The organism is Oceanivirga salmonicida (genome assembly GCF_001517915.1).
Lineage (GTDB): Bacteria > Fusobacteriota > Fusobacteriia > Fusobacteriales > Leptotrichiaceae > Oceanivirga > Oceanivirga salmonicida.
Genome location: NZ_LOQI01000040.1, coordinates 1 through 14,336, shown reverse-complemented (window position 1 = coordinate 14,336; position 14,336 = coordinate 1). Strand labels below are relative to the sequence as shown.

Here is a 14,336-nt window from a genome sequence, read left to right as displayed (position 1 = left end):
AAAAATTGAAAATGAATATATAACATTAGATAATATCGCAAGAAAAGAATATTATTATAAAAAAAGAGATGATTTTAATGATTATATAAATAAAGTACTTAATGATGATATTTATGGCTCTGCTCTATTTATATTTTTAAATAGGACATGTTTTAATGGTTTATATCGTGTAAATAGTAAAGGATTATTTAATGTTCCTATGGGAGCATATAAAAACCCTAAAATTTGTAATGAAGAAAATTTAAAAAATATTTCAAAGAAATTAAAAAGTATAAAAATAATTTGTGGAAGTTATGATAAATCATATGATTTTATCGATGAAAAAACATTTGTATATTTTGATCCACCATATAGACCACTTACACAAACAGCAAGTTTTACCTCTTATGATAAAATGTGTTTTGATGATAGAGAGCAAGAAAAATTAGCAAAATATTTTGAAAAAGTAAATTTAAAAGGGGCAGTAGCAGTATTAAGTAATTCAGACCCAAAAAATATTAATGAAAATGATAACTTTTTTGATGATTTATACTCAAAATTTAATATATATAGAATACAATCAAAAAGAAGAATAAATTCAAATGCAAGTAAACGAGGAAATATAAGTGAACTTTTAATAACAAATTATAACAAAGGAGTTTGATACATGGAAAGAATATTTGAAGAATGGTTAAGTAGCTTTAGAAAAAGTATAGCATCATATAGTTATTATACTGATTTTGAAAAAGTATATAAAAATGTTGAGGATATAAAAATTGAATTAAATATTCTTAATTCATTAATAGGTTCAAAAGATATTGAAAATGAATTTATAAATTTAATAAGTAAATACCCTGAAACATTAAAATGTATACCAGTATTACTTGCAGTTAGAGCAAATGAAATTTATGCAGTAGATATTGATGGAGAATTTACATATTCATTTAAAAAATTAAATTATACACCTGAACAATATGCGATATTTATGAGAAAAACTGGATTATTTGGTTTACTTGAAAACCATATTGTTAATAATCTATATGATTATGTTACAGGAGTTGAAACTGGATTAGGTTCAAATGGTAGAAAAAATCGTGGTGGTCATTTAATGGAAGATTTGGTTGAAGGTTTTATAATTAAAGCTGGATTTAAGAAAAATGAAAATTATTTTAAAGAAATGTATATCAATGAGATTGAAGCAAAATGGAATGTAGATTTATTTGAAATTTCTAATCAAGGTAAAATGGAAAAAAGATTTGATTATGTAATAAAAACTAATAAAATGATTTATTTAATAGAAACCAATTTTTATGCTAGCAGTGGTTCAAAACTTAATGAAACTTCAAGAAGTTATAAAACTATTGCAAAAGAAGTAGATAAAATAGAAGGTGTTACTTTTGTATGGTTTACAGATGGTGAAGGTTGTAAAAGTGCCAAAAGAAATTTAGAAGAAACTTTTGATATTATGAAACATGTATATAACATAAAAGATTTAGAAAATGGAATAATTAATAAAGTAGTAGTTTAAAATTTGAGGTGAAATAGTGAATAAAAAAATAAAAAAATGGGAGCCTGATGATTTTGAATTAGAAATGAATACAGTTTGGAGTTTTCCAAATAGAGGTAATTGGGCAACACATGATGCAAAGTGGCGAGGTAATTGGTCTCCATATATACCAAGAAATTTAATATTAAGATATTCAAAAGAAGAAGATATGGTACTTGATCAATTTGCAGGAGGAGGAACTACATTAGTAGAAGCTAAATTACTTAATAGAAATGTTATAGGTGTAGATATAAATGAAGTATCACTTAGTAGGTGTAAAGAAAAAATAGATTTTGAGTATAAGAATTCTGGTAAAGTATATATAAAAAAAGGTGATGCAAGAAATTTGAAATTTATAAAAAATGAAACAATAGATTTAATATGTACTCATCCACCATATGCAAATATTATACAATATAGTGATTCTATTAAAGAAGATTTATCACAGTTAAAAGTACCTGAATTTTTAGAAGAAATGAAATTAGTTGCAAAAGAGTGTTACAGAGTATTAAAAAAAGATAAATTTTGTGCCATACTTATGGGAGATACAAGACAAAAAGGTCATGTGATACCAATGAGTTTTGAAGTGATGAAAATTTTTGAATCAGTAGGTTTTAAAACAAAAGAAATAATAATAAAAGAACAACATAATTGTAAAGCAACTGGTTTTTGGAAGACTAATAGTATAAAATACAATTTTTTATTATTAGCACATGAGTATTTATTTGTATTTAAGAAATAAAAAGCTATAAAGGATACATATTTATAAAATTATTAAAAATAAATAATATATGGGAGACAAGCTATGATTATAAAAGAATTTGGTAATAAATCTAATAAAACTATAATTTTATTACACGGTGGAGGTTTATCATGGTGGTCATTAAAGAATATAATTAGCATATTGGAATTAGATTATCATATAATTACACCAATTATTGATGGTCACGGAGAAGATGGAAACACCGTATTTACTAGTATAGAAGACATGTCAAATAAATTGATTTCTTATATAAATAAATCTTGTAATAAAAAGGTATATGCTATTTGTGGTCTTTCTATCGGAGCCCAAATAGTAGTTGATATTTTATCAAAAGAAAAGGATATTTGTGAGTATGCAATTATAGAAAGTGCATTAATTAAACCTCTAAAAATTCGTAATTTATTAGTAAAAATGGTAAAAATAGCTTACCCATTATCTAAATGGAAATGGCTTTCAAAATTGCAAGCCAAATATATATATCTTCCAGAAGATTGTTATGATCTATTTTATGAAGATACATGTAAAATGTCATTTAAATCAATGGAAAATATAATTAGAAGTAATGAAAATTTTAAAGCAAAAGAAAGTCTTAAGGACAGTAGTGTAAAAGTTGCAATATTAGTTGGTGAAAAAGAACTTAATGCTGTAAAACAATCTGCGAATGAGCTGAATACAATGATAAAAAATAGTTATGTTTATATTGCTCCAAATTGTAGACATGGCGAAATTAGTTTAAGATACCCAGAAGAATATTGTAAAATATTTTATAAATTAATAAATAGTAATTATAGCCTATAAAATTGTATATAAGCATTACACTTGCTCTTTTGTTTATTCGTTTGTTATGTTTATAAACACAAAAATTTGATAATATAAATTTAAAATAAAAAAGATATAGTGAGTCAATAGATAAAAATGTTGGCTCTTTATTTTTATTATAATATATCAATGTGGTATAATTTAATATAAAGGTATAGATTTATAAAATTATTAAAAATAAATAATGTATAGGAGAATAAGTATGGATTATACAATAAGAGAAATGAAAAAAGATGAATATGATTTATTAAGTAATTTTTTGTATGAAGCAATTTATATTCCAGAAGGAATTAAACTCCCTCCTAAATCTATAATAAAAATTCCTGAATTACAAGTATATATTCATGATTTTGGCATTTCAGAACATGATAAGGCTTTGGTGGCAATAATAAATGAAAATGTTATTGCATGTTGTTGGGTAAGAATAATGAATGATTATGGTCATATCGATAATAATACACCATCATTATCAATATCAATTTATAAAGAATATAGAAATTTAGGTATAGGCGCTAAATTATTAGAAAAAATGATATTAATGTTAAAATCTTTTAATTATAATGGTATATCATTATCAGTTCAAAAAGAAAATTATGCAGTTAAAATGTATAAAAAAGTTGGTTTTAATGTTGTAAGAGAAAATAAAGATGAATATATTATGTTATATAAATATAAAAAAGGGGTATGAAAATGAATATAACAGTTTATTGTGGAGCAAGTTTAGGTAAAAGTGATGAATATAAAAGGTCTGCTATTGAACTTGGCTTATGGATTGCAAATAATAATCATACACTAGTATATGGTGGTGGTAGCATAGGTATAATGGGAGCAATTGCAGATACAGTATTATCAAATGGTGGTAAGGTTATTGGAGTAATGCCAGAGTTTCTAGTGAAAAGAGAGATTTCACACTCTAGTTTAACAAAATTACATAGTGTTGATACAATGTATGAGAGGAAAAATAAAATGCTGGAACTTGGAGATTGTTTCATAGCATTACCAGGTGGCATAGGAACTTTGGAGGAAATAATTGAAGCTATATCATTAGCAAGATTAGGTAAAAATGATAAGCCTTGTATTTTCTATAATTCAGATAATTATTATAATAAACTTAAAGAATTTATAGCATATATGGTTGAAAGTGAGTTTTTAAGTAAAGAAGATTATAAATTAATTTCATTTGTAAATTCAGTAGATGAAATTGAGATAATAATAAATAATGATTAGAGTAATTTTTTCTTAAAATATGGGAGGATTAGTATATGGTTGAAGATAGGAGCATAACACAATATTTTGGAGATAATCTTGCAGAACTATTATCGAAAAAGATAAAAGTTGTTTATAAAGATTTTGATAGTAAAACATATATTGAAAATATTAGAAAAAAATGTGTAAAACTTAGTTATACGAAAAGAATGGAACTTCATGCAGATGAATTAAATAGACTGTTACCAAGTCCATATTCTAAATCATTAAAAATATTAATGCAAATTTTTGGTGAAGAAAATCCTAATGAAACAGGAATGTTTAAAGAATTTTATTGGTGTATGCCTATTGGTAAATTTGTAGAAAAATATGGAATAGATAATTTTAATCTTTCTATAAAAGCGATTGAAGAAATTACAAAAAGAAATACAGGAGAATATGCTATTCGACCATTTATTAGAAAGTATCCTAAAAAAACTATAAAAATAATGCAAGAATGGTCAAAATCCAATAATTTTCACCTTCGTAGGCTTTCTTCTGAAGGTCTAAGACCAAAACTTCCTTGGGCAACAAAACTTGATATTTTTATTGAAAATCCCAAACCAGTTTTTCAAATTTTGAAAAATTTAATGGAAGATGATATAAAATTTGTAAAAAAATCTGTTGCTAATAATCTAACCGATTATTTAAAGGTTAATAAAGAAGAAGCAATAAAATTTATCAAAGAATATCAAAGTTCTAATAATAAAAATACCCAATGGATAATTAAACACGCAACAAGAAAAATAAAATTTTAATTATTTTCGTAAAGAAGTTGTATATAAACACATTTTTAGGCATTTATTTAAAAAGACAACAAAAAATATTTATTAATAAAAAAAATTGTTACAATAATTATTTAAAATAAAAAAATATATAGAAATGAGAAAATTTATGACAAAAAAGGAAAAATTAATAAAAGAATGGCTAGAAGAAGAAAAAAATGCATATATAAAGGGGTGGGATTTTTCATATATTGAAGGTAGATTTGATGAAGAAAGTGATTTACCTTGGGATTATACAGATATTATAAGAAAATATTTGAAAAAAGAACATAAATTACTTGATATAGATACTGGTGGTGGAGAGTTTTTAATATATTTAGGTCATTCTTATGGAAATACTAGTGCTACTGAAAATTATGAACCTAATGTAGAATTTTGTAAAAAAGAATTACTACCACTCGGAATAGATTTTAAAAAGGCTAATGCATTAGACAAATTACCTTTTGAAGATAATACATTTGATATTATAATAAATAGGCATGGTGCTTTTAATGCTAGTGAAATATATAGAATATTAAAAAAAGGTGGTATCTTTATAACTCAACAAGTTGGAGCAGAAAATGATAGAGAACTTATAGATTTATTATTACCAAATACTAAAATTCAATTTCCAGAACAATATTTGGGTAAAGTTTCTAAAAAATTTAAAAACATTGGATTTAATATTTTACAAGAGCAAGAAGTATTTAGACCAATTAAATTTTATGATATAGGTGCATTAGTATGGTTTGCCTGTATTATTGAATGGGAATTTATTAATTTTTCAGTTGAAAAATGTCTTGATAAATTATTTGAGGCACAAGATATTTTAGAAAATAAAGGAGTTGTTGAAGCTAAAATACATAGATTTTTATTAGTGTGTAAAAAATGATTAATAATAAAGAGAGAAGGAATCATTAAATTATAAATATTAACTTACAAGCAATTTGAATTAAAACTTATAGCATAAAAAATGCTAAGGTTTGAAATGTTTTTTATCGTGCCAATAATTTATAAGAATGGAGAATATTATTATTAAGTTTCAGAAATGAAAATCGTCTTGAAGTTTATGAAACTTAAAGTATAATTATGTATAGGTGGTGATAAGATGTTTAAAATAGGTGAGTTTTCAAAAATAATGCAAGTATCTATTCGTATGCTTCGATATTATGATGAAGTAGGGCTGTTAAAGCCAGAAGCAGTCGATAAATGGACGGGGCACCGAATGTACTCAGTAACCCAAATACCCCGCCTAAATAGAATAATATATTTGCGTGACATCGGTTTTAATATTTCTGAAATTGCACTTGCACTCGAAATGAATGATTGTTTACTACTTGAAACTCTTGAACAAAAGCGATTTGAAATTATGGATACCATACAGAATGAGAAGGAAAAACTACAAAAAATTGCGATTGCTAGAAACGAAATAAAAGAAAACAAAGGAGAACTTCATTATAACATTTCCATTAAAGCAATCCCAGAGTATCAAGTACTTTCTTTGCGAAGAATTGTTCCTACATACTACTCTGAGGGGGATTTATGGAATGAACTTTCTGCTTTTGCAAAAGAACAGAAGATAGAAATATCTGGTCATACTTTTTCTATTTATCATGATACAGAATACAAAGGACAAAATGTTGATATTGAGTTATGCGTCCCTGTAAGTAAGTTATGTAAAGATATTGCTCCATTCTGTTTCCGTATTATTGAGCCTGTCCCCAATATGGCTTGCACAATGGTATATGGTGACTTTTCAAATATAAAAAGAGCGTATATTGTTTTTGCTAAATGGTTACAAAAAAATAGTAAATATCGAATGTCAAACCCTATGCGACAAATTGTGCATAGGGGATCGTGGAATGAGAGTAATCCGGAAAAATACCTGACTGAAATCCAAATACCATTGGAACTTAATTAGTAATGTCCTGTAAAAATGTAGGGCGTTTTTATTTTTCCTCTTGTATCTCACATGATGTGAGATGTTATACTGAACTCAAAGTAGAAAACGAGGAGGTATAACATGAATAATTATCAATTAAAACCTATTGGAAAGGTAAAAAATAATAACAGCGGAGTATTTATTGAATTAGAGCCAGAGTATATTCCTGGACTGCAAGCATTAAATGGATTTAGCCATATTAACGTAGTATGGTGGTTTAGTGATTGTGATAATAAGTTAGATAGAAATATATTACAAATTGAACAGCCCTATAAAAATGCACCAACAGTAATGGGCGTTTTTGCCACAAGGTCGCCAGTCCGCCCTAATCCTATTGCTTTAACAACATCGGAAATTATCAGCATTGATTTTAACAAGGGAATTATTAGGATTACTTTTATTGACGCGAATGACAATACCCCAGTGTTGGATATAAAGCCATACACACCAAGTTTTGATAGAGTAGAAACACCCAGTATTCCTACATGGTGTAGCGAATGGCCTAAAAGCACAGAAGCGTCTGGGTGCTTTAATTGGGAGCAGATATTCAATTTTAAGGGGGTTTTATGAAGCTGCAAGATTATGTTCAGAATAAACCGAAACTTGAAACGGACAAGCTTTTATTACGTCCTTTGCAATATAGCGATGTTGCCAATTTGAAAGAATGGCTAGGCGACAAATCATTATATCAATATTGGGGAAAACGTCCTGGAAAAAGTGACTTAAATCCCGGATTACTCTTTCAAAAAAAGGAGCGTCCTACAAAAAGTTTCCATTGGGGAATTGTTCATAAAAAGGACAATAAAGTTATAGGTGAAATGTGGGTATATCTTATTGAAAATGACCGCATGGCAAAAGTGGCTTTCCGTCTTTCTCCAATTTATCAAGGAAATGGTCTTATGGCAGAAGCCTTAAGAAAGGTAGTAATTTTCTGTTTTGAAAAAACAGAATTACAACGGCTATGGTCTGATGTCCATGTTCTAAATATCGCGTCATATAAAACACTGGAAAAAGTAGGATTTAAGAGAGAGGGGCATATTCGGGACGGAAAAATGGTAAATACTTATTGCGATTATTATTTATATGGTATGACGAAAACTGATTATTATGAAATAAAAAGTATGAAACAGCCACCAAACGAGAAATAAAAAAAATGGTGTTGTAAATTCATTTTCGTGTAAAGGTTATGATACATGGTTTATTTTTAAACTTTTCGGTGGTATTGCAAAAGGCTATCCTAGTAAAGAAGATAAAAAAAAGCCATTAATTTTGCTAATTTGTTAAAATAAATGTATACTATAAATAGTTTTTGTAAAGGAGAAATTATATAATGATAGAAACAAAAAAAGAAAATAAATTAGCAATTAAGGGTAGGATTTTGTGGATATATACGAAGTATCAATTAATAACTAAATTGATAACAGCATTATTACTTTTGCCTACTTTTTCTTTTATATCGTCGAAACTTATCTATATGAGTGGGAGAACAAATTTAACAAGCGGTGATTATATAGGATTTTTATTTAGTATTTATGGTATACCATTAATATTATTAGGAATAATTCTTTTAATTTTAATATTAGGTATTGATATAAATACATTTATATTAATTAGTGCATTAATAGAAGAAGGAAAATTAAATATAAAAATCAAAGATATTTTATTTGCATCAATAAAATCAGTAAAAATTTTCTTTTCACCTATAGGAGCTATGATTGTACTATTTGTTGCTTTTGCTATGCCACTAATAGGTTTAGAAATAAAATTAGGACCACTTAAAAATTTTCAAATTCCCAATTTTATAACTTCAGTTATTTTTAGTAATAAGATTTATACTGCACTATATGTAATTGCATTGATTCTATTATTTATTGTAGCCATTATTTATAGTTTAAGTATACATTTTGCTCTTATAGATGGTAAAAATATTTATGAAGCTCTTAAAAGTTCAAGATTATTCATGAAAAAATATTGGAAAACTTTTATAAAAGATTATTTAATTAAATTAATAAAATTATTCATTGTGTGTACAATAGTTGCAATAATATTTATATTTATCATAACTTTAATTGATATGATTTTTAGTCCATTATATAGTAATGAAAATGTTTCGTTCACAATTTTTTTATTGTCAATATTAGAAATTATTACTTTTATAGGATTTTTAGCAGTTCCATTTTCTATATCTCATCTTACAGAACTTTTTTATGAGTATCATAAAAGAGAAGGCAAAATTTTAGAATTAAAATTAGCACCTAAAAGTGAAATTTTAACTAATAAAGAACTTACAGATAAAATAAAAATAAAAACAAAAGTAGAAGTAATTGTACTACTAGTAATAATTTTTGCATTTAATTTAGGAATTGCACATTATATAGAAAAATATTTTGTAGAGATATTTAAAATAAATACTAATATAGAATTAGTTGCTCATAGAGCAGGTGGAGATTTAGAAGCAGAAAATACAATAAATGGAGTAAAAGAAGCAATAAAACAAAGGGTTAAATGGGTAGAAATTGACGTTCAAAGAACAAAAGATGGCCAGTATATTATAAATCATGATGCCACTTTTAATAGAGTTTCAGGAGTAAATAAAACACCTATGGAAATGACATTTGAAGAAATTAAAAAATTAGAAGTGAAAAATGAATTTGATGAAAATAAACCATCTAGAAAAGTTGCCACATTTGAAGAAATTTTAGATACTGCAAAAGGTAAGATTGGTGTATTTGTAGAATTAAAAGAAAAAAGTGCTGATTATAAGATGGTAGATGATGTTGTCAAAATGATAGAAGATAAAAATATGTTAGATGAATGTGTAATTTTATCATTAAATTATGATATAATAAAATATACACATGCTAATTATCCGCAAATAAAAACTGGATTTTTATACTTTTTTGCAACAGGGAATTTAAAAGATTTAAAAGCAGATTACTTAATAATGGAAGAAAGAGAAGCTACTGAAGATAAAATAGATGAAATACATGAAGCAGGTAAAAAAGCAGTGGTATGGACTGTAAATACACCTGAATCAATTAAAAAATTTACTAGATCAAATGTAGATGGAATAATTACTGACCATATTCTGTTATTAAAAGATGGCTTAGATGAAGTTAAAAAAAGAAAACATTTTGAAATAATAATAGATTCTTTTAAATATTAGTATAAAAAAATTGAATGTCTGATTAAAAAAATATAGATTAGAAAGGATTAGTTATGAATGATTGTATATTTTGTAAAATAATTAATAATGAGTTACCATTATATAAAATATATGAAGATGAATATACTTATGCTTTTTTAGATATATCAGAAGATATAGATGGGCATACATTAGTTATACCTAAAAAACATTATGAAAATGTATTAGATTGTGATAATATATATTTAAGATATTTAATAGAAACGGTATCACTAGTATCAAAACATTATGTTAAAAATTGTAACTATGATGGAGTTAATATACTAAATGCTAGTGGAAAAGCAGCCCAGCAAAGTGTCAATCATTTTCATATTCACATTATACCAAGATTAAAAAATGATGAAGAAAATGTTTGGCCTAAATTATCAGGTTCAAAGAATAAAATAGAATATATGTATGAAAAACTTAGAATAGGAGAAGAATAATGGAAAAATATGAACATATAAAAAAAATGGAAGAAATATTAAATAAACATGGAAATTTAATTAAAGAGTTAAGTTTGATATTAGAAAAAATAGAGAAAGAAAATGAAAATTATGATAAGTTAATAGACTATTATTATAGTGAACAAAGAGATATAGATTTAAATGATGATAATAATGATATGATACCTAATACAATAAAAAGAGGTGTTTTAACAGAAGATTCTATATATAATTTAATGATAGATTACTATGATATGGGTATAAAAATGCTTGAAATAGGAACTAGAATTTTAAAAAAATAAAATTGATATGTTATTGTAAAATAAATATATAAATATATTGGGTAAAAAGTACAATAAAAGTCTAAAAAACACTTGACATATATTGTTTTTTTATGTTAATATCTATTGTTGACTAATATGGCAACATCTGTATTACCAATACAAATAATTTGATTGGGAGGAATGTAAATGAGAGTACAAGTAATTTTAGAATGCACTGAGACAAAGTTGAGACATTATGTAACAACAAAGAACAAAAAAACTCATCCAGAGAGATTAGAGTTGAGAAAGTTCAATCCAGTTTTAAAGAAATACACTCTTTATAGAGAAGTTAAGTAGTAAAATAGGTCAGTAGTTCAACTGGTAGAGCATCGGTCTCCAAAACCGAAAGTTACGGGTTCGATTCCTGTCTGGCCTGCCATTTTTATTATATGGAGAATTATATGGAAGAAAATAAAAAGAAAACCCTTTTAAGTAGAGTAATAGAAGAATATAAAAAAGTAACATGGGCTGATAGACCAACTGTATTTCAAGTAACTGTAATAGTTTTATTAATTACAGCATTTGTATCACTTATGGTAGTTTTATTTGACTTTTCATTTAAGTATGTACTAGATACAATTAGTGAATTGTTAGGTAAGGTGCTTGGTAAGTGATAGGTGAAGTTGAAAAAAGATGGTTTTTAATTCATACATATTCTGGCTATGAAAAAAAGGTAAAAATTGATTTAGAAAAAAGAGTAGAATCTTTAGGATTATCGGATAGAGTTTTTAGAATTATTGTTCCTGAGGAAGAAGTGCAAGAAGAAAAGCGTGGAAAGTTAGTAACAGTATTTAAGAAAATATATCCGAGTTATGTAATGGTAGAATTAAACTGTGTTAAAGAGCTTGTAGAAGGAAATGGTTTAATATATCGTGTAGATAGTGAAGCATGGTATATTATTCGTAACACTAATGGAGTTACAGGATTTTTAGGGGTTGGATCAGATCAAATACCTATGTCAGATGAAGAAGTGGATAGAGTTATGTCATTAATTTCTAATAAGAAATTAGATACAACTTTAAGCTTTAAGGTAGGAGATATTGTTTTAATCAAAGAAGGAGCATTTAAAGGCGAACATGGTAAAGTTTTAGAAATTGATAAAAATTTTGAAAAAGTTAAAGTTGAAGTATCAACATTAGGAAGAAATTTACCAGTAGAAGTAAATGCGAAGTTTTTAGAAGATAAAATTTAGTGGGAGATAAATTCAATTACCACAAAGGAGGAAATAGTAATGGCTAAAGAAGTAACAGGTAAAGTTAAATTACAAATAGGTGCAGGAAAAGCAACACCTGCTCCACCAGTAGGATCAGCATTAGGTCCAAAAGGTATAAATATACCTGAGTTTTGTAAAATGTTTAATGCACAAACACAAGATAAGATGGGGTATGTTATTCCAGTAGAAATAACAGTATATTCTGATAAGAGTTTTACATTTGTATTAAAAACACCACCTGCATCAGATTTATTAAAAAAATATGCTAAGATAGAAAGTGGAGCACAAAACTCTAAAAAAGAAGTTGCTGGAACAGTAACAAGTGCACAAATTAAAGAAATAGCAGAATTAAAAATGCCAGACTTAAATGCAAGTGATATAGAAACTGCTATGAAAATAATAGCAGGAACTGCTAGAAGTATGGGAGTTAAAATACAAGATTAGTAAAATTAAGTGGAAGGTATAAATACCAATGACCACAGAGGAGGATAAATTAATGGCAAAAAGAGGAAAAAGATATAGTGAAATTTCTCAAAAAGTAGATAAAGTAAAAATATATACACCAGAAGAAGCATTAGAACTTCTATTTGAAACAAAGAGTGCAAAGTTTGTCGAAACTGTTGAATTAGCAGTTAAATTAGGTGTAGATCCTAGACATGCTGATCAACAAGTAAGAGGAACTGTTGTATTACCACACGGAACTGGTAAAACTGTAAGAGTATTAGCGATCACAACAGGTGAAAATATACAAAAAGCATTAGATGCTGGTGCAGATTATGCTGGAGATGATGAATACATTAATAAAATTCAACAAGGTTGGTTTGACTTTGATTTAGTTATTGCAACACCTGATATGATGCCTAAATTAGGTAGATTAGGAAGAATTTTAGGAACAAAAGGCTTAATGCCTAATCCTAAATCAGGAACAGTAACTACTGATATTGCTAAAACAGTTGAAGAATTTAAAAAAGGTAAAATTGCATTTAAAGTTGACAAATTAGGTTCAATACATTTACCAATAGGTAAAGTGAACTTTGATAAAGAAAAAATTGTTGAAAACTTTAAAGTGGCTTTAAAACAAATAATTGCTTTAAAACCAGCAGCAGCAAAAGGACAATATTTAAGAACAGTTGCAATCTCATTAACAATGGGACCTGGAATTAAAATAGATCCATTATTATCATCAACTTATGTTACAAGATAAATAGAAAAAACAAGAAGAAATAAAATATTTAGGCGTCCAAAAGATGCCTTTTTTTTTGATTAAAAATACTTTATATTTTTCCAAAAATATGATATTATAATTTTGAAAGGAGGATTATGAAAAATAAAAAGAAAAAAAATTATGGTTTTACCTTGATAGAATTAATAGCAGTAATGGCAATAATGGCTATAATTTCAACTATAGCTGTGCCGAAAATATCAAGGTATATAAATGCTGCTAATAGGACAAAAGTTATTGCTGCTGTGTCTGAACTCAATAATTTTCTAGTCAGTGAAAATTTAAGTAATGAAACTAATATATCAAATCTACTATCAAAATATCAAGATCTAAACAGTCTACAAATCAATCTTAAATCAGATGGAAGTTTTAAAATAGGAAATGTGTCAGGTAATTTAAAAATAAATAATAATTTTGTAAATGCTATTTTAAAAGAACCGAAAGAATTTTCAAATCAAGTTATAGGACCTAATTCAAATCATGATAATTTTTAAAATATTATTTAATTTATTCTTTCTCATATCTGTTTATGAAGATATAAAGAAAAAAATCATACCAGAATTTTGTATAATTTTAATGCTAATTATTGCTATAATTAATGCAATAATATATAAAAACTTTTCAATTCTTTACTATTCAATTTCCATATATTGTCTACCCTTTTATATCATAATTATCATAGAAACATATTTACAAAAAGAACTAATAGGTTTAGGAGATTTAAAATTAATGCTAGCAATAGGAGCATATTTTTCTAATACAGATTTATATTTTTTAAATCTTTATTATGCTTTAACATACACAATTGCACTGATAAGTGTAATTATATTTCAACCAAAAGAAAAGTATATTCCATTAGCACCAATGCTATATATCTCATATTTAATTTT

21 protein-coding genes and 1 tRNA gene are annotated in these 14,336 nt (G+C 26.2%); all 22 read left to right on the top strand.

Annotated features, from left to right (window positions below):
- A partial coding sequence (locus AWT72_RS05605; RefSeq protein WP_231724058.1) for a DNA adenine methylase occupies positions 1-643 on the top strand: 643 nt, incomplete at its 5' end.
- Positions 644-646: 3 nt separating this feature from the next.
- A complete protein-coding gene (locus tag AWT72_RS05600; RefSeq protein ID WP_067142102.1) occupies positions 647-1,507 on the top strand; it encodes a type II restriction endonuclease in 861 nt (286 codons plus the stop codon).
- A gap of 16 nt (positions 1,508-1,523) precedes the next feature.
- Entirely contained in the window at positions 1,524-2,267 is a 744-nt protein-coding gene (locus tag AWT72_RS05595; protein ID WP_067142098.1) for a TRM11 family SAM-dependent methyltransferase, read from the top strand.
- 63 nt (positions 2,268-2,330) lie between these two features.
- Positions 2,331-3,086 carry an alpha/beta fold hydrolase gene (locus AWT72_RS05590; RefSeq protein ID WP_067142095.1) on the top strand — a complete coding sequence of 252 codons (756 nt, stop codon included), beginning with the start codon at positions 2,331-2,333 and terminating at the stop codon, positions 3,084-3,086.
- Between the two features lie 223 nt (positions 3,087-3,309).
- Entirely contained in the window at positions 3,310-3,795 is a 486-nt protein-coding gene (locus tag AWT72_RS05585; RefSeq protein ID WP_067142092.1) for a GNAT family N-acetyltransferase, read from the top strand.
- A 2-nt stretch (positions 3,796-3,797) separates the two neighbouring features.
- Positions 3,798-4,334 carry an LOG family protein gene (locus AWT72_RS05580; RefSeq protein ID WP_067142089.1) on the top strand — a complete coding sequence of 179 codons (537 nt, stop codon included), beginning with the start codon at positions 3,798-3,800 and terminating at the stop codon, positions 4,332-4,334.
- Positions 4,335-4,369: 35 nt separating this feature from the next.
- Positions 4,370-5,110 (top strand): DNA alkylation repair protein, encoded by a 741-nt coding sequence (locus AWT72_RS05575; protein ID WP_067142086.1) that lies wholly within the window; start codon positions 4,370-4,372, stop codon positions 5,108-5,110.
- A gap of 124 nt (positions 5,111-5,234) precedes the next feature.
- Complete coding sequence (locus AWT72_RS05570; protein ID WP_067142083.1) at positions 5,235-6,008, top strand: class I SAM-dependent methyltransferase; 774 nt, start codon at positions 5,235-5,237, stop codon at positions 6,006-6,008.
- Between the two features lie 216 nt (positions 6,009-6,224).
- Positions 6,225-7,037 (top strand): MerR family transcriptional regulator, encoded by an 813-nt coding sequence (locus AWT72_RS05565; protein WP_067142079.1) that lies wholly within the window; start codon positions 6,225-6,227, stop codon positions 7,035-7,037.
- Positions 7,038-7,139: 102 nt separating this feature from the next.
- Positions 7,140-7,628, top strand: coding sequence for an SAM-dependent methyltransferase (locus AWT72_RS05560; protein ID WP_067142076.1), 489 nt, complete (start codon positions 7,140-7,142; stop codon positions 7,626-7,628).
- Positions 7,625-8,206 carry a GNAT family N-acetyltransferase gene (locus AWT72_RS05555; protein WP_067142074.1) on the top strand — a complete coding sequence of 194 codons (582 nt, stop codon included), beginning with the start codon at positions 7,625-7,627 and terminating at the stop codon, positions 8,204-8,206. The genes AWT72_RS05560 and AWT72_RS05555 overlap by 4 nt, the downstream gene beginning before the upstream one ends.
- Before the next feature lie 182 nt (positions 8,207-8,388).
- Positions 8,389-10,224, top strand: coding sequence for a glycerophosphodiester phosphodiesterase family protein (locus AWT72_RS05550; RefSeq protein WP_067142071.1), 1,836 nt, complete (start codon positions 8,389-8,391; stop codon positions 10,222-10,224).
- Between the two features lie 53 nt (positions 10,225-10,277).
- Positions 10,278-10,688 (top strand): HIT family protein, encoded by a 411-nt coding sequence (locus AWT72_RS05545; RefSeq protein ID WP_067142068.1) that lies wholly within the window; start codon positions 10,278-10,280, stop codon positions 10,686-10,688.
- Positions 10,688-10,990: a DUF4298 domain-containing protein gene (locus AWT72_RS05540; RefSeq protein WP_067142065.1), complete on the top strand. Its 303-nt coding sequence runs from the start codon at positions 10,688-10,690 to the stop codon at positions 10,988-10,990. Before AWT72_RS05545 ends, AWT72_RS05540 begins: the two co-directional genes overlap by 1 nt.
- Before the next feature lie 168 nt (positions 10,991-11,158).
- Positions 11,159-11,308: a 50S ribosomal protein L33 gene (rpmG, locus tag AWT72_RS05535; protein ID WP_067142062.1), complete on the top strand. Its 150-nt coding sequence runs from the start codon at positions 11,159-11,161 to the stop codon at positions 11,306-11,308.
- Positions 11,309-11,314: 6 nt separating this feature from the next.
- Positions 11,315-11,390: transfer RNA gene (locus AWT72_RS05530), tRNA-Trp, on the top strand.
- Positions 11,391-11,412: 22 nt separating this feature from the next.
- Positions 11,413-11,625, top strand: a complete 213-nt coding sequence (secE, locus tag AWT72_RS05525; protein ID WP_067142059.1) for a preprotein translocase subunit SecE — start codon at positions 11,413-11,415, stop codon at positions 11,623-11,625.
- Positions 11,622-12,203 carry a transcription termination/antitermination protein NusG gene (gene nusG, locus AWT72_RS05520; protein WP_067142056.1) on the top strand — a complete coding sequence of 194 codons (582 nt, stop codon included), beginning with the start codon at positions 11,622-11,624 and terminating at the stop codon, positions 12,201-12,203. The genes secE and nusG overlap by 4 nt, the downstream gene beginning before the upstream one ends.
- Positions 12,204-12,242: 39 nt before the next feature.
- Positions 12,243-12,668, top strand: coding sequence for a 50S ribosomal protein L11 (rplK, locus tag AWT72_RS05515; RefSeq protein WP_067142053.1), 426 nt, complete (start codon positions 12,243-12,245; stop codon positions 12,666-12,668).
- Positions 12,669-12,720: 52 nt separating this feature from the next.
- Entirely contained in the window at positions 12,721-13,428 is a 708-nt protein-coding gene (gene rplA / locus AWT72_RS05510) for a 50S ribosomal protein L1 (protein WP_067142050.1), read from the top strand.
- Positions 13,429-13,544: 116 nt separating this feature from the next.
- A complete protein-coding gene (locus tag AWT72_RS05505) occupies positions 13,545-13,940 on the top strand; it encodes a type IV pilin protein (RefSeq protein ID WP_067142048.1) in 396 nt (131 codons plus the stop codon).
- Positions 13,927-14,336, top strand: a 410-nt coding sequence (locus tag AWT72_RS10130) for a prepilin peptidase (RefSeq protein WP_067142046.1), incomplete at its 3' end; no start/stop codon positions are given. The genes AWT72_RS05505 and AWT72_RS10130, both read left to right, overlap by 14 nt.